Origin of the sequence: Microbacterium alcoholitolerans, assembly GCF_050408615.1 — a bacterium.
GTDB lineage: Bacteria > Actinomycetota > Actinomycetes > Actinomycetales > Microbacteriaceae > Microbacterium.
Window position 1 is genome coordinate 51,381 of the sequence record NZ_JBNTKD010000003.1, and the last position, 21,125, is coordinate 72,505.

Here is a 21,125-nt window from a genome sequence, read left to right on the forward strand (position 1 = left end):
TCATGCTGTTGGAACGCTTCTATGATGAGGATCTCGCTCAGGCCAGCTACCTGATCGGCTGCCAGGCCACGGGGGACGCCGTCCTGGTCGATCCGCGACGGGATATCGGGATCTATCTCGATGCGGTGAAGAAGCACGGGCTGCGCGTCACAGCCGTGACGGAGACCCACATTCACGCGGACTATCTCTCCGGAACGCGCGAACTGGCGCACGCCACCGGCGCTGATATCTTCGTCTCCGGCGAGGGTGGGATCGACTGGGAATATGGCTTCCCCGCGAACCGCCTGCATGACGGCGACATCATCACGGTGGGAAACATCCGGGTGCAGGCACGGCATACGCCCGGACACACCCCTGAACACCTTGTCTTCCTGGTCACCGATGGCGCGTTCGCTGACGAACCGGGCTACGTGCTGTCCGGTGACTTCGTCTTCGTCGGCGATCTCGGGCGACCCGATCTCCTCGACGAAGCCGCCGGCGGGGTGGACACCCGATTCCAGGGCGCGCTGGATCTGTTCGACAGCCTGCGCACGGTCTTCCTCGCACTTCCTGATCACGTGCAGGTTCACCCCGCGCACGGTGCGGGAAGCGCGTGCGGGAAGGCACTCGGTGCCATTGCGTCGACGACCGTGGGCTACGAACGGCGTCACGCCTGGTGGGGGCCGTATCTCGCCGCCGGCGACAGAGACGGATTCGTCGCAGAGCTTCTGGACGGGCAGCCTGATGCGCACGCATACTTCGCACGGATGAAGCGGGAGAATCGTGATGGCCCCTCGGTCCTCGGACCGCTGTCCGACCTGGTCGAACTCGACGCGAACCGCGCGGCGGGTGCCATCGATGCCGATGAAGTCGTATTTGTCGACACCCGCACCCCTGACGCTGTGAGGGCAGGCTCCGTTCCGGGCGCGCTGGCGATCCCGGCTGTAGGCAAGACCGCGGCATGGGGCGCGTGGGCGGTGGATCCTGAACGCGAGAAGCGCCCGCTGCTGCTCCTCGTCCACGACGGGGCGCAGGCCATCGAAGTCCGCGATCACCTCATCCGGGTCGGCATCGACTCGTACGCGGGGTTCGTCACCTCACTCGGCAACCTCCCCACGGCGCCCTCGGACACAGTCTCACCGGAGTCGGTGGCGAACCTCGAGAACGCGTTCGTTCTCGACGTCCGACAGGCGAGCGAGTACGCCGACGGGCATGTCCCCGGTGCGACCCGGATCGGCGCCGGGCGGGTGCTGTGGGACAGCGATGAGCTTCCCTCGGATCGGACGATCGTCACCTATTGTCAGAGCGGTGCCCGCAACATCGTCGCCAGCCAGGCACTGCGTCGAGCGGGGATCCCGGTCGTCGAGCTCGAAGGCAGCTACCTCGGGTGGGTGCGCGCCGGCCAACCGGTGGAGACACCCGTAGCCTCCTGATCATCCATCAGTCGTGAAAGAAGCGTGGACATGAACGAGATCTCTGTAGACGAGCTTGCCGGCATCCCTTCCGCCGTCGTCATCGACGTGCGCGAGCCGGATGAGTACGGGGACGGCCACGTGCCGGGTGCCCGCAACATCCCTCTCGGCGAGGTGAGAGATCACAGTGCCGAGATCGACACGACGGATGCCGTCTATGTGATCTGCCAATCCGGGCGTCGAAGCGCCAGAGCGTGTGAGGCGCTGGTGTCTGCAGGCATCCGGGCAGTGAACGTCACCGGGGGCACGTCTGCGTGGATCGAGTCGGGCCGGCCGGTGCAGTCGTGAGTGGGCAGCGCGAGCTTCTCATCCACGCATTCGGCTCGGATCCCGCGGTCATCACCGGCGCGCTGCGGGTTGCTCGCAACGCGAGACACGGGCTTCCCCAAGCCCGCATCCGCGTGGTTGTGCAGGGCCCGGCCGTGACAGGACTGGTCGGCGGTTCAGGTTTCGACGATGACCTCGTCGACACGCTCCGAGGCATGATCGACGTCGCGGCATGCGGCAACAGCATGGAACGTGAACGTATCGAGCAGGACCAGCTGACGGAGGGCGTCACCGTCGTGCCATCGGCTGTGGTCCATCTTGCGGAGCAGCAATGGGCGGGCGCCGCCTACGTGCGCGTCTGAGGTGATCGCCCTCGTCATCGCCCTCGGCATCGTCGTGGGCGCCGTCATGGGGCTGGTCGGCGCCGGGGGCGGGATCATCTCCGTGCCCGCGCTCGTCGGTCTGGTCGGAGTCCCCGTCGCGGATGCCATGACCGCATCTCTCGTGATGGCGATCGCCTCCGCATCCACCGCAGTAGTGCCGCGCCTTCGTGGCGGGATCGATTGGCCGGTGGCGGCGGCCGTGAGCGGGGCCGGAATTCCGGCAGCACTCGTGGGTACCGCCGTGAACGCCCTGCTCCCGCAACCGCTGCTCTTGATCGGATTCGGCGCGCTTATGCTCGTCGCGGGCGTGCGGATGCTCCGGCCTCTCACCGACACGGCATCAAGCGGGGAGCGGCAGCCTCGCTGGCTCATCCATGCCGTTCTGATCGGACTGGGCGTGGGTATGCTCACGGGCCTGCTGGGCGTCGGCGGGGGGTTCGTCATCGTTCCTGCGCTGGCCCTCCTCTTGCGTCTCCCGATGAAACTCGCGATCGGTACCTCACTCGTCGTGACGGTCGCGAACTCGCTAGCCGGTGCCGCCGCGCACGCCAGCATCGGCGGCATCGACGTTCCCCTCACCGTGGCCTTCACCATCCCCGCGATGATCGCATCGCTCCTGGCTGCACGTCTGGCGGCAAAGCTCCCGGGCAAGGGACTGCAGATCGGCTTCGCCGTGCTCGTACTCGTCATCGCGGTCGTCACCCTCGTAGCGACCATCATCCCTCTGACCTGAACGTCGCCAGTCCCCCAGTACTGAATGCTTCGAGCCCCGCGGCGGGGGCGTGTAGGTGCACGTGTCCCCCGCGCACAGCTCCGGCTTGCGGCGCGAAAAGCGCCGCGCCAGAGCGCATCCCGCGCAGAACCCGAACGCCGTCTCCAGATACAGAAGAAGCAGGCATCCGCCGCAGATCGTCTGAGCAATCACCGCAGGAAGCCCGAGCCAGCCGAGACTGACGCATCCCACCAAGGCCATTCCTAGTCCGAGGCTCCACGCCAGCACCTTGGAGCGAGCCTCAACCCATTCCGGACGTTGCGCGCGGGTGAGCAGAGTGCCCAGCAGCAGAGTCGGGGTGTACGCCGTTCCGATGACGAGCCGGATCAGCATCTCCACCGCGAAGACCATGCCGAACGCACGCATCGGCTGCAAGTCCCCGGTCGCCCACGCCCATATCCACGCGGCGAAGCCACCGAGGAACAGGATGCCGGCCGATGCTCGGACGGCACGCTCGTTCACGACCGGCACATCCACTCCGGTCACCCACTGTCCGACCGTGGGGCGTTCAGGCATCTCAGAGGGGGAAGGCATGAAGACATAATACCCTGGGGGGTATAGTACGATTGTCGATGATCCCGAACGAAGGAGACAGAAATGTGCGCGAGAGTGACCTGCGACGTGTGCGGCAAGGCCACCTGGGAGGGCTGCGGGCAGCACGTGGAAGAAGCGCTCCACGGAGTTCCCGTGGAGCAGCGCTGCCCCGGTCACCTCGACACGGCAGCGTGACCGGATGAGCACCACAACGGTGACCGGCACTGCACTGCGCGAAGTGATCGAGGGCACCGATATCGTGATTCTTGACTTCTGGGCCGCCTGGTGCGGCCCATGCCGCGCCTTCGCGCCCGTGTTCGAATCCGCATCGAGCGCGCACCCGGACATCACGTTCGGCAAGGTGGATACCGAAGCCGAGCAGGAGCTCGCAGCCGTGTTCAATATCCGCTCGATTCCTACCCTGATGGTGTTCCGCAGCGGAATCATCGTCTTCTCCCAACCTGGGGCCCTCAACGAGGCTCAACTCGACCAGGTCATCACCGCCGTCCGCGGGCTGGACATGGATGATGTGCGTCGGCAGCTGGACGAGGCCTCCGCGGGTGCATCGGAATGACAGTCCTCACCGACCCGCTTCCGGCCGGCAGAGCGGACGCTGACGCTCAGCGGCGCGTGGTGCACCGCTTGCGACGCGCGCGGGGGCAACTGGACGCGGTGATCGCCGCGGTCGAAGCCGACGCGGGGTGTCGGGATGTCGTCATCCAGCTGGCCGCGGTGACGAGCGCCTTGAACCGTGCGGGCTTCGTGATCGTCGCCGATGCTTTGAAAGAGTGCCTCTCCGTCGACGATGCGGAGAAGGAACCGACCGATATGACCACGGAAGAGATCGAAAAACTCTTCCTGATGCTCTCGTAGCAACGATTGAAGGAGACCCCATGTGCTACCAAGTGACCTGCAAGAAGTGCGGCAAGGCGACGTGGAAGGGGTGCGGTCAGCACGTCGATCAGGTGATGCGCGGCATCCCTCGGTCGCAGCGCTGCGACGGACACGCCAACGAACCGTCCACGGGGTTCTTCGCCCGACTGTTCAACCGGTAGGCGCGGTCGTTCACGCGAGGGTGAGGAACAGCTTCTCCAACTCGTCCGGTGTCAGCGACTCGCTCTCCGGGTCGGCCACGCAATTGCGCATCGCGGATGCGACGATCGCATACCCGGCACGATCCAGCGCCTTCGAGACTGCGGCGAGCTGAATGACGACATCGCGGCATTCGCCACCGGACTCCACGGCGGTGATCACCGCAGCGAGCTGCCCCTGAGCACGACGCAGACGGTTGACGATTTTCCGCTGCTGCGCAGCTCGAGCTGCCCCGGCTTCCTCGGAAATGCCGGTGTCCTCGGAAACGCTGGCTCCCATGGTCTCAATCATTCGGGCACCCCTTGCTTCTCACGTCCCTGATGGACGACGCCCTTTCAGTATCCCACGAGTCCGCATACCCAGGTGGGTATGCGGACTCTCGGGGACTATAGTTGCGCGGTGTGCGCATGAGTATCCCCAGCCCCGATCCGAACTGGGCCCAGTTCGCCATCGGCCCCCTCACCATCCACACCTATGCCCTGTGCATCATCACGGGAATGATCGTGGCGGTGATCCTCACCCAGCGGCGACTCGCCAGTCGAGGCGCAGAACCGGGCGTGGTCATCGACATCGCCTTGTGGGCGGTGCCGCTGGGTATCATCGGCGCCCGGTTCTACCATGTCTTCACCCACGTCGGCGACTACTTCTATCCCGGCGCGAATCTCGCAGACATCTTCGCGATCTGGGATGGCGGCAACGCCCTCTACGGGTCGCTGATCGGCGGCGCGCTCGGCGCATGGATCGGATGCCGACGAGCCGGAATCCGCCTCTGGTCGTTCGCCGACGCACTGGCACCTGGCCTGCTCATCGCTCAAGCGATCGGCCGTATCGGCAACTACTTCAACCACGAACTCTTCGGCCTCCCGACAACGCTGCTCTGGGGACTCGAGATCGAACCAACGAACCCGAAGTTCCCCGACGGCCTCGCCGACGGGACACTTTTTCACCCGCTGTTCCTGTACGAGATCATCTGGAATCTTGCCGGTGTCGCGATCATCCTGCTCCTCGAGCGCAGAATCGCCCTCCGATGGGGTCGCACGTTCGCGCTCTACCTCATCTGGTACGGCCTCGGCCGCAGCTGGTTGGAAGCAATCCGCATCGACCCGACCAGTGACGGCTTCTGGGGTATCCCCGCCAACGTCTGGGCGTCGTTCGTTGCCATCGCACTCGGCGTGGCGCTGTTCGTGGTCCAATCCGTCCGCCACCGCACACCGGAGACGAGCATCGATCGCAATCCCAGTGAGCGCCGCGTATCTCTACGACGTCCTCAGTCTGCGGCCACACGCGAAAACTGACCTAGACCCTCCAGCTCATAGCTCGCCGACGCATTCGTGTCACTTCACCTCGCGAACAGGATCTGCCGCGCCGTTCGCGTCCTCCGGTGGTACGCCTTCTGCCCGAATACCGGCCTCCGGGTGATTGAAGTCGAACGCGGGCCGCTCGCTGCGAATGCGCGGGATCGCGACGAAATTGTGCCGCGGGGGTGGGCAGGAGGTCGCCCATTCCAGCGATGCACCGTACCCCCAGGGATCGTTCGTTGTAATCTTCGGTGCCTTTCGCGCCGTGATCCAGATATTCAGAAGGAACGGGATCATTGACGCGCCGAGGATCATCGAGCCAATTGTTGATACCTGGTTCTGCCATGTCCACCCGTCGGCTGCGGAGTAGTCGGCATAGCGACGGACCATGCCGTCGACGCCGAGCCAGTGCTGGATGAGAAATGTCGTGTGGAAGCCGATGAAAACCATCCAGAAGTGCACGTAGCCGAGCCGTTCGTTGAGCATCCGGCCCGTCCACTTGGGCCACCAGAAGTAGAAGCCGGCGAACATCGCGAAGACGACGGTCCCAAACAGGACGTAATGGAAATGCGCGATGAGGAAGTATGAATCGGTGATGTGAAAGTCGAGCGGTGGTGAGGCGAGGATGACACCGGTCAGGCCGCCGAACAGGAAAGTGAACAAGAACCCCAGAGCGAACACCATCGGCGTCTCGAAGGTCACTGAGCCTCGCCACATCGTCCCGATCCAGTTGAAGAACTTCACCCCTGTGGGCACAGCAATGAACATCGACATCAACGCGAAGAATGGCAACAGCACGGAGCCGGTGACGTACATGTGGTGCGCCCAGACCGCCACCGACAAACTCATGATCGCCAACGTGGCATAAATCAGAGTCTTGTAGCCGAAGATGGGCTTGCGGCTGAATACCGGGATCACCTCGGAGATGATGCCGAAGAACGGCAACGCCACGATATAGACCTCCGGATGCCCGAAGAACCAGAATAGATGCTGCCACAACAACACCCCGCCAGTCGCCGAGTCATAGATGTGTGAACCAAGGATCCTGTCGGCGGCGGCAGCGAAGATTGCTGCGGCGAGCACCGGGAATGCCATCAGAATCAGGATGCTGGTGATCAGAGTGTTCCAGGTGAAGATCGGCATGCGAAACATCGTCATTCCTGGGGCACGCATCGAAATGACCGTAGTGATGAAGTTCACTGCGCCGAGAATCGTTCCGAAGCCGCTCATCCCCAAACCCAACATCCACAAGTTCCCGCCAACTCCCGGCGAGAACGTCGCATTCGCGAGTGGTTGATACGCAAACCACCCAAACGACGCAGCACCCTGGGGAGTGAGGAAGCCGGCGACTGCCATCGTCGAGCCGAAGAGGAAAAGCCAGAAGGCAAAAGCGTTCAGGCGAGGGAACGCAACGTCGGGGGCGCCAATCTGGAGCGGAAGGAGCGCGTTCGCAAAGCCAGCAAACAGGGGGGTTGCGAACATGAGCATCATGATCGTGCCATGCATGGTGAACAGCTGGTTGTACTGCTCCTTGGTTGGGAGCACCTGCATCCCCGGTGCGAACAACTCCGCACGTATGACAAGCGCCATCACCCCGCCCAGCATGAAGAACATCAGCGACGTGATGAGATACATATACCCGATCGTCTTGTGATCAGTGGAGGTGATCCACGAGACGACAAGGTTGCCCTTCTGCTGCACACGTGACTGACTCATCAACGCCGCTTGACGGGCGGGAAGAGACCCTTGACGGGCATCGGACGGTGCAGGAGTTGTCGCCGTCATGACCAATTTCTCCGTTTTCTGAGGACCATCAAGACCATCTTCACGAATCCATCACCTTGAGCAGGGCCGCTGAGTTGTCCGAGCGCTCATCTGGCGCCCTGGCGACCCCCACCGCCAGGTACACGATCGCTAAAACGAAGAAGCTCCCGAAGAACACCAGAACACCGGAAATGACCGACAACCCCCACGCCCGGGTCGTCATCAACACCACAGCGGCGAAGAACACTGCCGACAGCGTCGGAAGCACGAGCAACGGCCACAGGTCGCTGAGACGAATCGAACGAGTCCGCATGAACCCGATTAATACCTCCCCGCGTATCGGAACGGGAGGGGCTTGACAATACGGCTAGTCTCGGGCGCCACTCAATTGTGGGTGTCTCCGCGCGGGTGACAGACATTCCCGGGTGGTTGCCATTCGCCCCTGGAGGGGTACTGGAGGTGCGGGAGCGCACCCTTAGATGTGAGACGGCGATCAGTGATGCATGGGTTGCACCTTCTGAATGCGGAGGCTGTTGTAGACGACCAGAACCGAAGACAGCGACATGGCGGCGGCGGCAATGAGCGGATTCAAAAGACCGGCGGCGGCGATCGGTATCGCTGCGACGTTGTAGCCGAACGCCCAGATCAGATTGACGCGTATGGTGCTGAGCGTCTTGCGGGCGATGGTGATCGCGTCTGGGACAACGCGGATGTCGTCGCGGACGAGAATGATGTCCGCGGCTTTGAGGGCAATGTCCGTTCCTGTCGCGAGCGCGAGTCCGAGATCGGCGGTTGCGAGTGCAACCGCGTCATTGATGCCGTCCCCGACCATCGCCACTTTTCGGCCTTCCTGCTGCAGGGCGCGGATGATTTCAGCTTTCTGCATGGGCAGGACTCCTGCATGGACACGATCGATGCCCAGCTCAGAGGCGATCCGCTCTCCGGCGCTCTGCGAGTCACCGGTGAGAAGCACCACCTCCAGTCGCTGTTCGATGAGTGCGGCGACGCTGTCAGCCGCGTATGGTTTGACGGCATCGGCCAGGCCGAGCACGCCGATCAGATCCCCGTCGCACGCGACGAGGATAGCCGTGTATCCGCAGGCATGCGCGTGATCGACGGCCTGCTCGGCAGAATCGGAGACCAGAACGCCTCGATCGCGAATGAGAGCAGGATTGCCGAGGACTACCTGCCGCCCTGCGACGCGTGCGTCCACGCCGAGCCCGGGTAGCGCCGTGAAGCGCTCCAGACGCAGGAGCTCCTCAGATCCAGGACCGGCCGTGTGGATCGCGCGTGCGATGGGATGCTCCGAGCCGCTCTCTGCGGACGCTGCGAGCCGCCACAGCTCATCTTCGGAGACGCCGAGTGCGGTGATCTGTTGGACGGTCATTCTCCCCGTGGTGAGGGTTCCGGTCTTGTCCAGCACGACGGTGTCTATCCTGCCTGAGGCTTCAAGCGCGTCGTGCCCTTTGATGAGGATGCCGAGCGTCGCCGCACGCCCAATCCCGACCATGAGGGCGGTCGGGGTAGCCAGCCCCAGAGCGCAGGGGCAGGCGATGATGAGCACGCTGATCCCGACCGCGAACGCGTGTTGCATCGGCGCGCCCGAAAGTGCCCACCCCGCTGCCACCAGAATCGAGAATACGATCACCGCGGGGACGAACCATCGGACGATGCGATCCACAAGTGCCTGCACGCCCGCCTTGCGGGCTTGTGCCTGCTCTGTGAACGCAGCCATCTGTGCGAGCTGGGTGTTCGCGCCGATCGCGGTTGCTTCGATCTCGAGACGCCCGTCCGTACTGATCGTCCCGCCGATCAGACGATCACCTGGCACAGCGGGAACCGGCGCGGGCTCGCCGGTCATCATGCTCGCGTCGACGGCGGCGGTCCCAGCGCTGACCGTGCCGTCAGCCGGGATCGTCTCTCCGGGCAGGACGACGAACGTGTCGCCGATTCGCAGGTCTTCGATCGGTTCGATGTTCGACTCTCCGCCGCGCAGAACCCGCACGTGTGTGGCAGTGAGCGCGCTGAGCGCACCGAGCACATCACCTGCCTTGCGCCGAGAGCGAGCTTCGAAATAGCGTCCAGCAAGCTGGAACGTGGTCATCCCCGCAGCGACATCGAGGTAGATCGAGTCCGCACCATCCGGGGTGATCCCGAATCCCAGCCAGTATCCATTCTGCCCACTCGCCCCCAGCCCGAGGAACAGCGTGAGAAGCGCCCATCCGTACGAGGCTGCAATGCCGAGCGAGACGAGGGTGTCCATGCTGACTGCGCCGTGACGGAGGTTGCGGATCGTGGCGCGGTGGAACGGCCATGCGGCCCAGGTGACGATGGGCAGGGCGAGAAGAGCACAGACCCACTCCCAGCCGGGGAAGCGCCACTCGGGAACAAGCGCGAGAACGATCGTGATGTCCATGAGCGGCACCGTCAGCAGTGCGGACGTCACCAGCCGGCGACGCAGCGAGGAGATGCGCACCTCAGTGGAGCGCGTCGACCACGGGTCATCGTCTCCGGCCCGGAGGTGCGCACCATAGCCGGCCCTCTCCACCTGTGCGATCGCGCGTGGGACGTCTTCGACGCTGATGCCGGAGATCGCAGCGCGTTCAGTGCCGTAGTTGACTGTCGCCGTCGCACCGTCGATCTTGTTTAGGGCTCGTTCGACCCGCCCCGCGCAGGCTGCGCAGGTCATTCCTGAGACATCCAGCTGGATGATCTCGTCAGCAGCCGAGGCGGATTTGTGCTGCATGGTCATTGGGAGGGTTCCTTTGTCGGCACTGTATCTGAGAGAGGCGTGACCTGACGCGCCTCTCGTTCCGCGAGGCGTTGCAGCATCTCGTTGTACACCTCAAACTCATCATCGCGTCTGATATCGAGGTGTCGATCCGTGCGTCGCGCTTCCCTCGCGTCCTGTCGTCCCCACTGGACGGACAGCGCGATGACGACAAGCAGCAGCGGGATCTCTCCGCCTGCCCATGCCACCCCGCCACCGAGATATTGCTGCGCCGGCAGATCGGCCCATGGCATGTCGAAGTATAGGTAGAAGTTCTCCGCGACGATCACCGAGCTCGTCATCAGAACGATGCCAAAGAACGCATGGAAGGGCATCGCGGCGAGCACGTAGCCGAGCTTTCCGATGTGCGGCAGCGGCCGCGGTGGACGGTCGATACCGACGACGAGGCTGTAGTACAGATACCCGATGATGAGGAAATGCAGGTTCATCAACTGATGCGCCCAGTGAAAGCGCATGTACTCACCGAACAGCGGTGTGAGGTACAACGCATAGTACGAACCAACGAAGCCGATGAACACCAGCAGCGGATTATAGAGAAACCGCAGAAGCGGCCAGTTCAGCACCCATCTCAACCAATCGTGAAGACCAGCAGGCTCATCGCGTCGAGATCGACTAACGCGCAGAGCAAGGGTGACCACCCCGCCCAGCACCAATAGTCCAGGAGCAAGCATGTTCAAACTCATGTGAACGATCATGTGCACCCCGAAGTCCGGTGCCGAATACTTCCCGAGACCGGAACTGGTCACGATGACGACGACACTCCACCCGCCGAGCCATGCCACAGTGCGCCCGACAGGCCACAGATCTCCCCTCCGGCGGAGAACGTGCACACCGATCAGATAGGTGATAACCGCAGCTGCTGAGATGCTGACGAACAGCAGGTTCGGTCGCCACTGCGTGATCAGGTTCAACGGCGTGGGGGGTCCAGAGACTTCAAAGCCCATGAATACTTGCTGAATGCTGGTCGGGACGAAATATTGCGGCGGCGGCTGACGGGTCATCGCCACTGTCACACTCATCCAGAGCGCGATTGCCAACATGGAGACGGCGAATGCTGCGGCGATGTGGTTCGCGCGCACTCGCGCCTGCTTCCATAGCCGTCGCAGACAGAAAAGGGTGAGCGCGATGAGAGTGAGTGCGACCCACCGGGCGATGATCAGCCAGCCGGTCAATGAATCGGTGATTCCTGTTCCAGCGAGCTTGAACCATGCTTGTACGAGGTCGGTGACCACGACGACCGGCACCATGAACAACAACAGCGAAAGAAGCCGACGCAAGCTCGCAGGAGGGATCCGCTGACCAGAGGCGACTCCGATCGTCGCGATGAGCAGCGGGCCGAAACCTCCATAGACCGCGAGGGTCTGAAACACCGCGGCGTCGCCGCCGAAATCGTGGTTCGGCCCCACGAGGACCTGTCCCGTGACGACCGGCGCCAACACGCCAACCGCTGATGCCACCAAAGGGACTAGCATGCCGGTCCATGTATCGACGAAAAACGAGGCGAAGAACACCACTCCTGCGGCAACAGCATTGATCAGCCATGCCTTGGTCGTGTCGCTCGCGTCGAGCAGGATCGGGAAGGCTCCAGGCTCCGTTAGCCGAGACAGAATGATGCCGTTCGCGTCGAGCGCTTCGGCGGCGACGAGAAGGATCGCGCTAGCAGCCCACACACCGGACGCGACGCGAAGCATCCGCACTTCCAAGGATTCTCCGATGAAGGATGCTCTGGCAGCACGCTCGGCTCGGAGGAACAGCAGATGAACCAATGCGCCGATGCTGGTGAGCGCTCCGAGGTCGGCAGCCATGGTGAGCACTGTCGTGGCGACAGCGACATCGAAGCCCGGGAAGCTGACGTGAATCTTCTCGTAGGGCACCGCGCCCAGCAGCACCGTTGTGCCGACGGGGATGATGACGCTGACGAGGATGCTTGCAACGACGATGGTAGCCACAGCTGCGCGGCTCCGTGGAGCGCCCTGCCGGTCGGATTGCGCTCCAGCTACCATGACCCTGCTCCTGACCTCACTGCTCACCCGCTGCGTATGAAACGGCGCCTCCTTCGAGACGAACCGGATCTACTATGCTTGATAGATTACTATCTCGCATAGTCGAGCGTTGAATGCGCGCTGAATGCGCCCGGTACACCCCCAGGGCTTTCGGAAGGAACGGAAACATGACGCAGCACACGAACAGTAGGTTGGTAATCCACGTTTCGGAGGCGGTCGAAGACGTCTCACGAGCGATCGCGACTGCGGGGGCACTCCGGGATTCCTTCCCCGGCATCCGCATCCGTATCGTCGTCAATGGTCCAGCCCTGACGGCAGTCCCCGCGATCGACACCGCGGAGATCTCTACCGATGTCGACGTCTCCGTCTGCGCAATAGGCCTACAGCGCCGCGACATCGCCCAAGCGGAGATTCCGGAGGGCGTCGAGGTTGTTCCTGCCGCTTCCGTCGTGATCGTCGAAGAGCAGCTGAACGGCGCAATGTACCTGCGCCTGTGATGTGCTGTCTCGCGATCTGGTTGTGCACATCCGGGTCTGGGCCTTAATCAGGCAGGAGGACTATTCTCGGAGAATACTCATGCGAGTTCTCCGCACGAGATCCTTGCTGTTCACCAGACTTACTCGCTGGTGCCGGCCCGGGTCGCATGGCGCAAAAGCTTGTGTCTGTCCGGAAACTGAACTCGGATTGATACATGCTGGTGTGCGCGTCACCCTCTGGCCTGTCGAGGATTCTATTCACCAGGACGATCTCGTCATCGTGAACCGTGCACTATCGCCTCAGTGGCCCTCCCGCTCGCCGGGAGCAGTTGTCATGAACTCGGCCGCCTCCGGGTGATTGAGGTCGAACGCGGGCCGCTCGCTGCGGATGCGCGGGATCGACGTGAAGTTGTGACGCGGCGGCGGGCAGGACGTCGCCCACTCGAGCGAAGCGCCGTAACCCCACGGGTCGTTCACCGTGACCTTCGGAGCCCTGCGGGCCGTGATCCAGACGTTCAGGAAGAACGGGATCATCGACGCACCGAGGATCATCGCGCCGATGGTCGACACCTGGTTGCCCCAGGTCCAGCCATCAGCCGCCGAGTAGTCCGCGTAGCGACGCACCATGCCGTCGACGCCCAGCCAGTGCTGGATGAGGAACGTCATGTGGAAGCCGATGAACAACATCCAAAAGTGCACGTAACCGAGGCGCTCGTTCAGCATGCGCCCCGTCCACTTCGGCCACCAGAAGTAGAAGCCGGCGAACATCGCGAACACCACGGTGCCGAACACGACGTAGTGGAAGTGCGCGACCACGAAGTAGGTGTCGGAAACGTGGAAGTCGAGTGGCGGTGAGGCAAGGATGACACCGGTCAGGCCTCCGAACACAAACGATACGAGGAAGCCGAGGGCGAACACCATCGGGGTCTCGAAGGTCACCGATCCTCGCCACATCGTTCCGATCCAATTGAAGATCTTCACACCCGTCGGCACCGCAATGAGCATCGACATGAGCGCGAAGAACGGCAGCAGCACAGAACCCGTCACGTACATGTGGTGAGCCCACACGGCCACGGAGAGCGCAGCGATCGCGATCGTCGCGTAGACGAGGGTCTTGTAGCCGAAGATCGGCTTCCGGCTGAACACCGGGAAGATCTCGGACACGACACCGAAGAACGGCAATGCGATGATGTACACCTCAGGGTGGCCGAAGAACCAGAACAGGTGCTGCCAGAGCAGAACACCGCCGGTCGCCGGGTCGAAGATGTGCGCACCGAGCACTCGATCGGCCGCTGCAGCGGAGAGTGCGGCAGCGATCACCGGGAACGCGACCAAGATGAGGAGGCTCGTGATGAGCGTGTTCCAGCTGAAGATAGGCATGCGCCACATCGTCATACCCGGGGCGCGCATCGTGATGATCGTCGTGATGAAGTTCACTGCGCCGAGGATCGTGCCAAAGCCACTTAGCACGAGCCCCAGCATCCAGAGGTTACCTCCCACGCCCGGCGAGAAACTGGCGCCAGCGAGTGGCTGATAGGCGAACCAGCCGAATGAGGCCGCACCCTGCGGGGTGAGAAATCCTGCGACGACCATCGTCCCGCCGAAGATGAACATCCACAACGCGAATGCATTGAGCCGAGGGAAAGCCACATCCGGGGCGCCGATCTGCAGAGGAAGGAGCGCGTTGGCGAAGCCGGCGAACAGAGGTGTCGCGAACAACAGCAACATCACGGTGCCGTGCACGGTGAACAGCTGGTTGTACTGCTCCTTCGTCGGAATGATCTGCATCCCAGGAGCGAATAGCTCAGCGCGGATGACGAGGGCCATCACGCCACCGAGGAGGAAGAACATCATCGACGCGATCAGATACATGTACCCGATCGTCTTGTGATCAGTGGAGGTGATCCACCTCACGAAGACGTTGCCCTTCTGCTCGACACGGGAATGGCTCATCAGAGCCGCCTGGCGAGCGGGAAGCTCATTCGGACGTACGCCCACCGGTGGGATATTCGTCGTGGTCATCTGCCCTGCTCCGAATCCTCATAGGGGCCCACGCCCACTCGACGCTCACCCGAGTCGGCAACATCGACGAACAAGTACATGATGGCCAGCACCACGAAGCTGCCGAAGAACACCACCACACCGGAGACCGCAGAGAGCCCCCACGCCCGCGTGGTCATCAAGGTGACTGCCGCGAAGAACATGCCAGCCAGAGGCGGCAATATCACCAGCGGGCGTAGTAGGCCGTCAGCCGAATGATGGGACATATCCAGAAGAATACCCCTACCCGTATCGATGAATCGAGGGGCTGACATTCCCCGCCCATCCTCGACCGTCGCCGTCGCCGTCGCCGTCGCCGTCGCCGAGCAGTCGATCAGGCCGAGGTGGCGAGCGGTGCAGCGCCTTGGCGACCGCGGAGCTTCCGGCCGGATCGCTGGTACCACTGGGCGCAGAGGATGGTAATGATCGCTATGTCTACGACGTCGCCGGCGTAATACATCAACATCGCGCCTGCCTGCGCGTCCAGCGCGTCCACCCCGACGGGCGGGTGAGCGTAGAGCGTCTTGGCGAGGATCCCGTGGGCGGCGAGGGCGAGGACGACGACGGCGGTTCGGAGTGGGAATCCGGCACGGTGCGGGGCGGGATCGATCGGGATGATCGCTGCAGTGAACAGGTATCCGGCCAGCAGGAAGTGGGTCATCACGACCAAGTGGACGAGAAGACTGTCTTGCATCGCGTCGTAGAGGGGTGTGGAGTACAGCACCCACATCCCGCCGACGTTGAGGATAGCGGCCACGACCGGAGCGGTGAGAAACCGGGCTGGCCAACTGTTCAAGAGGCGAGATAGCCTGCGCGCGGAGCCAACATCAATCGAACCCAGTGCCAGCGTGACGGGAGCGCCGAGAACAAGAAACAGTGGCGCCGCCATGCCGACAAGCAGATGCGCCCACATGTGTGCGACGAAGTCCTGGTGGGCGGCTACCGCAAGTGGCCCCACGAATCCTGCAGCGGCTGTGACAATGCCGACAGTCCACGAGGCACTGCGGTACCAGGGCCACGGACGGCCCCGCCGCCACTGGATGACCGCGCAGCCACCATAGAACGCGAGTACGAACGCGAACGGGAGGGCGATGATGATGTCGGGGCTGATGCCCGGTCCGGAAGCGTGATCGTGCACCGGCTCACCCGGCAGGAATGCCACTGCGCCGGGTGCGGACCGTCAAGATAACCCCGGCGACGATGAGTAGGACGGCAATGATGTTCCATGTCAGGTCATACGGGAGCACATCCTCCACATAACGGATCTGGTGAATACCCCACCACTTGTGCTGGACCGTGCCGTCGTACAGCTGGAAGGCCCCCGCGCCAAGGAGAACTCCGCCCCACCACCTCATCTGCCAGAAGGCGCCGCGCCTCCGCAGATCCGCAAGCAGAAAGAGGCCGCCGATTGTGGCTGCCCAGCTCAGGGCGTGGAAGAACCCATCCGACACCAATCCGATATCCGGAGTTCCCAGATCGTAGAAGTGATGCCAGTGCAGCAACTGGTGAAAGACGGTCTCATCGATGAAGGCCACCAGGCCCACACCGAAGAGGATGCCCGACCATAAGTTGCGCTTCGAAAACGTGGCCCGCGCTCGATAGTCAATTCGCGTCGATGTTGAATCCGTGATGGCAGTCATCGCGTCACTCCCTCGTCCCCGCAGCCGTTCGGTTGACACCACACGATAGAGAGAGAGAGCATCGTCAGCGTGACGGGCTTGACATGTGCGCTCGTCCGTGGAGCAGGGCCGCGACATCGGTAAGGGACGCGCGTCCTCTACCGAAAACGCGCACCGAAACCCAGTTACGGTGCACGGTTCTGGACCCCGACACAGCTCGACTTGGATCGCCGCGCCGGAAACGATCGTTTTCGGCAGGGTCGTGGCTTGGCCGTCGATCAGCGAGCGACAGGTTTCGTGAGAATCCGACAAGTTTCGTGAGGACGGCCAGCTGGTACACCAGCCGGACACAGAGAAGGGGCCTACTGATCCGGGGGGGGGGGGGGGGGGGGGAGAGAGGGGGGGGAAGGGGGTGGGGGGGGGGGGGGGGGAGGGAGAGGGGGGGGGGGGGGGGGGGAGAGAGGGGGGGGAAGGGGGTGGGGGGGGGGGGGGGGGAGGGAGAGGGGGGGGGGGGGGGGGGGGGATCCACTCATGGCACCTCGGGTGCACGGCCACGAGGTCCTCGTGACGCTCGCCCGCGATTGTGCTAGCCCAGCAGATAGGCCGAGAGCGAGCCTAGGTCCTGCGCGAGCGTTGAGCGATCCACGGAGAAGGTGACGTGGCGACCGCGGCGCTTGCCGCGCTCCACGGTCCCTGACACATAGGTCTCCTCAAGCTCTTCCAGAGCCGCCCGGACCGTCTCTTTCGCAAGTTCGCTACCCACCACGATCTCGTTGATGGTGGAGCCCGGATGGTTCAAGAGGTAGTGCAGCACCTCGATGCGAGTCGTGGCCGCTATTGCCCGTTGTGCGCGCGCGGCATTCAGCGGCATGTCTGACGACGCGGCGACGAGTCTGGGCATCTCACCATTGTGCCGTTCGACCCCTTCTGCACGTCGCACTTCCAGTCCCACAGCGCCCCCTCCGGCGATTGCATACGTACCTAAAGTACCGCTTGCGGAGGGGCTCGCACCTGTCCGACGAGCGCGGATCTGGCTCAGGGTGACGGCACCGCGCCTCGCTCAAGAGGCCACTTAGAGGCCTCTGGACTCAGAGAAAATTCCCGCCGCGTGTCGTGGGACCCACGCGGATTTGTCGGTTTCGAAGCCCCCTCGGCACCCCTTGTCAGTGAGGGGGTGTTGCAAAGCCCTCCACCAGTAGTTATATTCGGGAAGACTAAGTTATATTCGGGAAGCTCATTTGTAGGAGGGGCCATGCGGACCAACACTTGCCCGGCCGACCACAAGCACGGCGAGACGCCGACCTGCTACCGGAGCCACAAGTGCGCGTGCTTCGACTGCAAGGACGCCAACCGGATCCGTTGCTACGAGTACAAGAAGCTCGTCGCCTACGGTCGCCCGACGGGAACGCTGATCGACGCCCGCCCCGTGCAGATCCACCTCGGCGACCTAGTCATGGCCGGCATGACGCCTGCCGCGATCGCGGCAGGCGCCGGCATCGACCTGAGCACCGTCCGCAACATCATGAACCGACGGATCCCGCGCAAGCGCAGCACACCCTTCCGCATCTACCAGGCGACCGCCGAAAAGCTGCTCTCCGTCACACCCGACCTGACCACGGTTCCCGACGGACACCGGGTGGATTCACGCGGAGCACGCCGACGCCTGCAGGCGCTCGGGCTGAAAGGCTGGGCAATCCAGTACCTCGCCGATCGCTGCGACCTGGACCGACACAAACTCGACCGAGTCCTGATCTCCCCTCGTGTCTTCAGCTCCACCAATCGTGCGATCACCGCCCTCTTCGAAGAGCTCTGGGACAAAGAGCCCCCGACCGACACCCCGATCCAGCGCGCCGTCAAAACCATCACCATGCGGCGAGCGCAGGCGGAGGGGTGGTTGCCGGCGCTCGCGTGGGACGACATGGATCTTGATGACGCTCCGGCGGATGCGAGTTCTGAGCCGGTTCTTGTCGATGAGGTCGCGGTGGAACTCGCGCTACGTGGCGAGCCCGTGCGTCTCACCCTGTTTGAGCGGCAGATCGTCATCGATCGTGCGTCCGAAGCGGGGATCTACACCAGTGCGATCGCACCCGTGCTCGGCATCACCCCTCGTCACGTTGAGCGGCTGCGTGCACATGCGGAGGCTGCGTGATGAGCAAGATTCTCGACTCTCTGGAGGCTGCCACGCACGGCACGGCCTCGGGGTACAAGAGCGGTTGCAAAAGCAGAGGTGCGTGCCCGAATCGGGGCAGCCGGGTGGATCTCACCTGCGAGCGCGCTTACCGGGCCTACGTGCATTACCGGGCACTGTTCCGGCTCGGCCCGGATGTGCGGATTACTCGAGCGATGCTCCGCGAGGCGAAGGGGTTGAAGCCATGGTCGTAACCACTGCGGATCTCAGTGTGCGGATGAGCGCCGAGTGTGGGACAACCGTCGACGTCTCTTGGAGTTTCCGTCTCTTCCAGCTCGTCTGCCGTCGGGTGGATGGCAAGCCGCTCACGCCATCGATGGAGGCCGCTTTCGATCGCCTCCTGCAGCTCGTCGAGCAGCTCGCCCTTCACGTACACGATTCGAGGATCTGATGCCCTACGTACTTTCCGTCTCTGGCGTTGTCCCCTCGCGGATGCTCGACAACATCTTCCCGATCCTGCAGGTATCCGGGGTGGCACTGGGGGCGTCCGATGATCCCCCCAGGCCGCGCGGTCGCCAGCGAGCAGCCCTCCGCAGTCCCGACCACGCGCCCACACCGACGAAGGGCCCGTGATGACCACCACCGACGTAGAAAGCCAGCTGAGGCCCATCGACACCGTCGCGGCATCCGGGAACCACCACGCCCTCGTGATGCGCAACAACGGCGACGGCACCTCCGGCTGGCAGTCCATCCCCGCAGCCGACCCGTTGCAGACGCTCACCACCGCCGGGCACCAGTCGCTCATCGATCCCGGCGACCTCTCCGACCTCGAGCACGAGCCCACCGACGACGAGATCTGGGCCATGGTCTACGACTCCGAATACCGGATGCTCGAGCCCTTCGAGGTCAAACGCGGCATGGCCTTCCCCGGCGAGTACGTCCTCCTCGGCAACAAGCGCGAACAGGTACGCATAGCCGGCAACGCCGTCACCCCGAACGCTGCCCGCGACCTCATCGCCGCCTGCGTCGAATCCCTCGGCTACACCGTCCGCCGCCACTACAACCTGGTCGCCTGACCACCGACCCCGAACAAGGATCCCCGATGCGCACCACCACCAAGATCAAGAGCATCACCGGCGCCGCCGTCGCCCTGGTCGCACTCACCATCACCGCCTTCACCGCCCTCCCCGAACCCCAGGCCCTTCCCGCAGCCTCCACGCCCGCAGACGCCCCGGCATCACCACCCGCTGCCGTCGAGGGCAGCGCGTTGCCCTACTCCGACACCGCGGCGCTCGCGGCGGCACTCCCGCTCGCCGTCGACGAGTCCGAGATCCCCGCCTACAGCCGAGACACGTTCGGCCCCGCCTGGGCCGACATCGACGGGAACGGGTGCCGACAGCGAGATGACGTGCTGGCGCGAGACCTCATCGACGTCGAGCTGGCGAGGAACCGATGCACGGTCCTGCGCGGAGTACTCGAGGTCGACCCGTACACCGGCAAGCGCATCACCTTCCAGCACGACCGAGTCGCCGAACCCGGCAACCCCGGCAGCCAGGGCGTGCAGGGCGAGCACATCATCAGCCTCAAGGCAGCACACCTCGGAGGAGCGTGGGCCTGGAGCGATCAGCAGCGATTGCAGTTCGCCAACGACCTCGACAACGTCATCGCCGTCGACGGCATCGCCAATCAGTCCAAGCAGGACTCCGGCCCCGCCGACTGGCTCCCCTTAACCACCTACCGGTGCACCTACGTGACGAAGTACACCCAGATCGCCACCGAATGGGGGCTGGCCGTCAGCGTGGCCGATCGCGACGCCCTCGTGACCACCCTCAACGAATGCGCGGTGTCAGAATGACCAATCCCACCACCCTCACCATCACTGACGAGCAGCACGCGATCGCGCGAGCGTACGTCATCGCCAACATCGAAGAGCTGCTGTGCTGGAACGACCTCGCCGAGCTCCTCCAGGAGCCCTTCCTTCGCCCCGAGCACGACCAGCCCACAGAGCGCGAGGTTCACCAGCTCGCGAAGATCGAAGGCATCCCGCTGCAGCACACCCTCCGTCTCGACGACGCCGCCCTGCAGTCTCTGAACCTGGCCACGCTCGCACCCGGCGACGGCACCGCACAGATCCTCGCTCTCCTCAGCCGGTAGCGGGCGTCTAGGGTGAGCCGAGAACTCACTGCACACCCCGAGGAGCGCCATGCCTGTTTGGCACCCGCGATCGTTCGACAACCTGGAAATAGGGAACGAGGTCGAGTTCTTCGAGCTCGGGGAAGACCCGAAATGAAGACCCGACGCTCATCCCACGCTTTCAAGGCCCCGTTGAGGTCAAGTGCTCCCCGCGAAAGCCAACGAAGAACGAGGGCGGGCCGGGCGGGAAAGTCGTCACCGTTGGCACTGAGCATTATCCGGTTCGCTCTGATCAGTACCAGGCATGGTTGCGACAGGGCCAATACGCGTGGGATGAGATTCAGCTGAGACGCAAGTAACCCGCTCTCTCGAGC

At 63.6% G+C, this 21,125-nt stretch carries 25 protein-coding genes and 1 pseudogene; 14 read left to right on the plus strand and 12 right to left on the minus strand.

The features are described from left to right. Positions 1–2 precede the first annotated feature (2 nt). Genes ACQUSX_RS15560 through ACQUSX_RS15575 form a run of 4 tightly spaced genes read left to right on the plus strand, consistent with a single transcriptional unit; the run spans position 3 to position 2,834 of the window. A complete protein-coding gene (locus tag ACQUSX_RS15560) occupies positions 3–1,412 on the plus strand; it encodes an MBL fold metallo-hydrolase (protein WP_428907893.1) in 1,410 nt (469 codons plus the stop codon). A 30-nt stretch (positions 1,413–1,442) separates the two neighbouring features. Further along, complete coding sequence (locus ACQUSX_RS15565) at positions 1,443–1,739, plus strand: rhodanese-like domain-containing protein (protein WP_417554743.1); 297 nt, start codon at positions 1,443–1,445, stop codon at positions 1,737–1,739. Continuing rightward, complete coding sequence (locus ACQUSX_RS15570) at positions 1,736–2,080, plus strand: DsrE family protein (protein WP_417554744.1); 345 nt, start codon at positions 1,736–1,738, stop codon at positions 2,078–2,080. The genes ACQUSX_RS15565 and ACQUSX_RS15570 overlap by 4 nt, the downstream gene beginning before the upstream one ends. Position 2,081: 1 nt before the next feature. Beyond that, positions 2,082–2,834: a sulfite exporter TauE/SafE family protein gene (locus ACQUSX_RS15575; protein WP_428907892.1), complete on the plus strand. Its 753-nt coding sequence runs from the start codon at positions 2,082–2,084 to the stop codon at positions 2,832–2,834. A 120-nt stretch (positions 2,835–2,954) separates the two neighbouring features. On the opposite strand, the pseudogene ACQUSX_RS15580 reads toward ACQUSX_RS15575, so the two are convergent. After that, positions 2,955–3,407 (minus strand): annotated as a pseudogene (locus tag ACQUSX_RS15580) (DUF4395 family protein); the annotation flags it as partial. A gap of 63 nt (positions 3,408–3,470) precedes the next feature. Between ACQUSX_RS15580 and ACQUSX_RS15930 the strand changes: the two are divergent. Genes ACQUSX_RS15930 through ACQUSX_RS15935 form a run of 4 tightly spaced genes read left to right on the plus strand, consistent with a single transcriptional unit; the run spans position 3,471 to position 4,462 of the window. Further along, the gene (locus tag ACQUSX_RS15930) at positions 3,471–3,602 is read left to right on the plus strand and encodes a DUF8730 family Cys-rich protein (protein WP_487250604.1); all 132 of its coding nucleotides are present in this window, start codon (positions 3,471–3,473) and stop codon (positions 3,600–3,602) included. Between the two features lie 4 nt (positions 3,603–3,606). After that, positions 3,607–3,981, plus strand: a complete 375-nt coding sequence (trxA, locus tag ACQUSX_RS15585) for a thioredoxin (RefSeq protein WP_417554747.1) — start codon at positions 3,607–3,609, stop codon at positions 3,979–3,981. Beyond that, positions 3,978–4,280 (plus strand): metal-sensitive transcriptional regulator, encoded by a 303-nt coding sequence (locus ACQUSX_RS15590; protein WP_417554748.1) that lies wholly within the window; start codon positions 3,978–3,980, stop codon positions 4,278–4,280. The genes trxA and ACQUSX_RS15590 overlap by 4 nt, the downstream gene beginning before the upstream one ends. 20 nt (positions 4,281–4,300) lie before the next feature. Then, positions 4,301–4,462 carry a DUF8730 family Cys-rich protein gene (locus ACQUSX_RS15935; protein WP_165875491.1) on the plus strand — a complete coding sequence of 54 codons (162 nt, stop codon included), beginning with the start codon at positions 4,301–4,303 and terminating at the stop codon, positions 4,460–4,462. A 10-nt stretch (positions 4,463–4,472) separates the two neighbouring features. On the opposite strand, the gene ACQUSX_RS15595 is transcribed toward ACQUSX_RS15935, so the two are convergent. After that, on the minus strand, positions 4,473–4,790 hold the full coding sequence (locus tag ACQUSX_RS15595; protein ID WP_428907891.1) for a metal-sensitive transcriptional regulator: 318 nt from the start codon (positions 4,788–4,790) through the stop codon (positions 4,473–4,475). 116 nt (positions 4,791–4,906) lie between these two features. Here ACQUSX_RS15595 and lgt point away from each other — a divergent pair, with 116 nt between their 5' ends. Continuing rightward, a complete protein-coding gene (gene lgt / locus ACQUSX_RS15600) occupies positions 4,907–5,794 on the plus strand; it encodes a prolipoprotein diacylglyceryl transferase (protein ID WP_428907890.1) in 888 nt (295 codons plus the stop codon). Positions 5,795–5,833: 39 nt separating this feature from the next. On the opposite strand, the gene ctaD (ACQUSX_RS15605) is transcribed toward lgt, so the two are convergent. From ctaD (ACQUSX_RS15605) to ACQUSX_RS15620, 4 genes are all read right to left on the minus strand, one after another. Continuing rightward, positions 5,834–7,582: an aa3-type cytochrome oxidase subunit I gene (gene ctaD / locus ACQUSX_RS15605; RefSeq protein WP_417554751.1), complete on the minus strand. Its 1,749-nt coding sequence runs from the start codon at positions 7,580–7,582 to the stop codon at positions 5,834–5,836. Between the two features lie 40 nt (positions 7,583–7,622). Further along, entirely contained in the window at positions 7,623–7,874 is a 252-nt protein-coding gene (locus ACQUSX_RS15610; protein WP_417554752.1) for a hypothetical protein, read from the minus strand. Between the two features lie 180 nt (positions 7,875–8,054). Beyond that, entirely contained in the window at positions 8,055–10,313 is a 2,259-nt protein-coding gene (locus ACQUSX_RS15615) for a heavy metal translocating P-type ATPase (protein WP_428907889.1), read from the minus strand. Further along, a complete protein-coding gene (locus ACQUSX_RS15620) occupies positions 10,310–12,301 on the minus strand; it encodes a cytochrome c oxidase assembly protein (protein WP_417554754.1) in 1,992 nt (663 codons plus the stop codon). The genes ACQUSX_RS15615 and ACQUSX_RS15620 overlap by 4 nt, the downstream gene beginning before the upstream one ends. Before the next feature lie 221 nt (positions 12,302–12,522). On the opposite strand from ACQUSX_RS15620, the gene ACQUSX_RS15625 reads away from it, so the two are divergent. After that, a complete protein-coding gene (locus ACQUSX_RS15625) occupies positions 12,523–12,852 on the plus strand; it encodes a DsrE family protein (protein ID WP_428907888.1) in 330 nt (109 codons plus the stop codon). Positions 12,853–13,131: 279 nt separating this feature from the next. On the opposite strand, the gene ctaD (ACQUSX_RS15630) is transcribed toward ACQUSX_RS15625, so the two are convergent. From ctaD (ACQUSX_RS15630) to ACQUSX_RS15650, 5 genes are all read right to left on the minus strand, one after another. Beyond that, positions 13,132–14,784, minus strand: coding sequence for an aa3-type cytochrome oxidase subunit I (ctaD, locus tag ACQUSX_RS15630; RefSeq protein ID WP_428907887.1), 1,653 nt, complete (start codon positions 14,782–14,784; stop codon positions 13,132–13,134). A gap of 65 nt (positions 14,785–14,849) precedes the next feature. After that, positions 14,850–15,098 (minus strand): hypothetical protein, encoded by a 249-nt coding sequence (locus tag ACQUSX_RS15635; RefSeq protein WP_428907886.1) that lies wholly within the window; start codon positions 15,096–15,098, stop codon positions 14,850–14,852. A 107-nt stretch (positions 15,099–15,205) separates the two neighbouring features. Then, positions 15,206–16,033, minus strand: coding sequence for a cytochrome c oxidase assembly protein (locus tag ACQUSX_RS15640; RefSeq protein ID WP_428907885.1), 828 nt, complete (start codon positions 16,031–16,033; stop codon positions 15,206–15,208). Continuing rightward, entirely contained in the window at positions 16,014–16,511 is a 498-nt protein-coding gene (locus ACQUSX_RS15645; RefSeq protein WP_428907884.1) for a DUF2243 domain-containing protein, read from the minus strand. The genes ACQUSX_RS15640 and ACQUSX_RS15645 overlap by 20 nt, the downstream gene beginning before the upstream one ends. Positions 16,512–17,076: 565 nt before the next feature. After that, the gene (locus ACQUSX_RS15650) at positions 17,077–17,391 is read right to left on the minus strand and encodes a hypothetical protein (protein WP_131493834.1); all 315 of its coding nucleotides are present in this window, start codon (positions 17,389–17,391) and stop codon (positions 17,077–17,079) included. 351 nt (positions 17,392–17,742) lie between these two features. Between ACQUSX_RS15650 and ACQUSX_RS15655 the strand changes: the two genes are divergently transcribed. Further along, positions 17,743–18,639, plus strand: a complete 897-nt coding sequence (locus ACQUSX_RS15655) for a hypothetical protein (RefSeq protein ID WP_428907883.1) — start codon at positions 17,743–17,745, stop codon at positions 18,637–18,639. 145 nt (positions 18,640–18,784) lie between these two features. Here the strand turns inward: ACQUSX_RS15655 and ACQUSX_RS15660 are convergent, their stop codons facing one another. After that, a complete protein-coding gene (locus ACQUSX_RS15660) occupies positions 18,785–19,054 on the minus strand; it encodes a hypothetical protein (RefSeq protein ID WP_428907882.1) in 270 nt (89 codons plus the stop codon). Positions 19,055–19,250: 196 nt separating this feature from the next. On the opposite strand from ACQUSX_RS15660, the gene ACQUSX_RS15665 reads away from it, so the two are divergent. From ACQUSX_RS15665 to ACQUSX_RS15675, 3 genes are read left to right on the plus strand one after another with little or no spacing between them, the layout of a single operon-like run. Next, a complete protein-coding gene (locus ACQUSX_RS15665; protein ID WP_428907881.1) occupies positions 19,251–19,694 on the plus strand; it encodes a DNA cytosine methyltransferase in 444 nt (147 codons plus the stop codon). Positions 19,695–19,720: 26 nt separating this feature from the next. Continuing rightward, on the plus strand, positions 19,721–20,473 hold the full coding sequence (locus ACQUSX_RS15670; RefSeq protein WP_428907880.1) for an HNH endonuclease family protein: 753 nt from the start codon (positions 19,721–19,723) through the stop codon (positions 20,471–20,473). After that, the gene (locus ACQUSX_RS15675) at positions 20,470–20,772 is read left to right on the plus strand and encodes a hypothetical protein (RefSeq protein ID WP_428907879.1); all 303 of its coding nucleotides are present in this window, start codon (positions 20,470–20,472) and stop codon (positions 20,770–20,772) included. Before ACQUSX_RS15670 ends, ACQUSX_RS15675 begins: the two co-directional genes overlap by 4 nt. Positions 20,773–21,125 lie beyond the last annotated feature (353 nt).

Excerpts from the sequence above, each read along its gene's own strand:
- ACQUSX_RS15560 (WP_428907893.1), top strand. The coding sequence starts at position 3 with ATGCTGTTGGAACGCTTCTATGATGAGGATCTCGCTCAGGCCAGCTAC.
- ACQUSX_RS15565 (WP_417554743.1), top strand. The coding sequence starts at position 1,443 with ATGAACGAGATCTCTGTAGACGAGCTTGCCGGCATCCCTTCCGCCGTC.
- ACQUSX_RS15930 (WP_487250604.1), top strand. The coding sequence starts at position 3,471 with ATGTGCGCGAGAGTGACCTGCGACGTGTGCGGCAAGGCCACCTGGGAG.
- trxA (WP_417554747.1), top strand. The coding sequence starts at position 3,607 with ATGAGCACCACAACGGTGACCGGCACTGCACTGCGCGAAGTGATCGAG.
- ACQUSX_RS15590 (WP_417554748.1), top strand. The coding sequence starts at position 3,978 with ATGACAGTCCTCACCGACCCGCTTCCGGCCGGCAGAGCGGACGCTGAC.
- ACQUSX_RS15935 (WP_165875491.1), top strand. The coding sequence starts at position 4,301 with ATGTGCTACCAAGTGACCTGCAAGAAGTGCGGCAAGGCGACGTGGAAG.
- ACQUSX_RS15595 (WP_428907891.1), bottom strand. The coding sequence starts at position 4,790 with ATGATTGAGACCATGGGAGCCAGCGTTTCCGAGGACACCGGCATTTCC.
- lgt (WP_428907890.1), top strand. The coding sequence starts at position 4,907 with ATGAGTATCCCCAGCCCCGATCCGAACTGGGCCCAGTTCGCCATCGGC.
- ctaD (WP_417554751.1), bottom strand. The coding sequence starts at position 7,582 with ATGACGGCGACAACTCCTGCACCGTCCGATGCCCGTCAAGGGTCTCTT.
- ACQUSX_RS15610 (WP_417554752.1), bottom strand. The coding sequence starts at position 7,874 with ATGCGGACTCGTTCGATTCGTCTCAGCGACCTGTGGCCGTTGCTCGTG.
- ACQUSX_RS15615 (WP_428907889.1), bottom strand. The coding sequence starts at position 10,313 with ATGACCATGCAGCACAAATCCGCCTCGGCTGCTGACGAGATCATCCAG.
- ACQUSX_RS15625 (WP_428907888.1), top strand. The coding sequence starts at position 12,523 with ATGACGCAGCACACGAACAGTAGGTTGGTAATCCACGTTTCGGAGGCG.
- ctaD (WP_428907887.1), bottom strand. The coding sequence starts at position 14,784 with ATGAGCCATTCCCGTGTCGAGCAGAAGGGCAACGTCTTCGTGAGGTGG.
- ACQUSX_RS15635 (WP_428907886.1), bottom strand. The coding sequence starts at position 15,098 with ATGTCCCATCATTCGGCTGACGGCCTACTACGCCCGCTGGTGATATTG.
- ACQUSX_RS15645 (WP_428907884.1), bottom strand. The coding sequence starts at position 16,511 with ATGACTGCCATCACGGATTCAACATCGACGCGAATTGACTATCGAGCG.
- ACQUSX_RS15650 (WP_131493834.1), bottom strand. The coding sequence starts at position 17,391 with ATGCCCAGACTCGTCGCCGCGTCGTCAGACATGCCGCTGAATGCCGCG.
- ACQUSX_RS15655 (WP_428907883.1), top strand. The coding sequence starts at position 17,743 with ATGCGGACCAACACTTGCCCGGCCGACCACAAGCACGGCGAGACGCCG.
- ACQUSX_RS15665 (WP_428907881.1), top strand. The coding sequence starts at position 19,251 with ATGACCACCACCGACGTAGAAAGCCAGCTGAGGCCCATCGACACCGTC.
- ACQUSX_RS15670 (WP_428907880.1), top strand. The coding sequence starts at position 19,721 with ATGCGCACCACCACCAAGATCAAGAGCATCACCGGCGCCGCCGTCGCC.
- ACQUSX_RS15675 (WP_428907879.1), top strand. The coding sequence starts at position 20,470 with ATGACCAATCCCACCACCCTCACCATCACTGACGAGCAGCACGCGATC.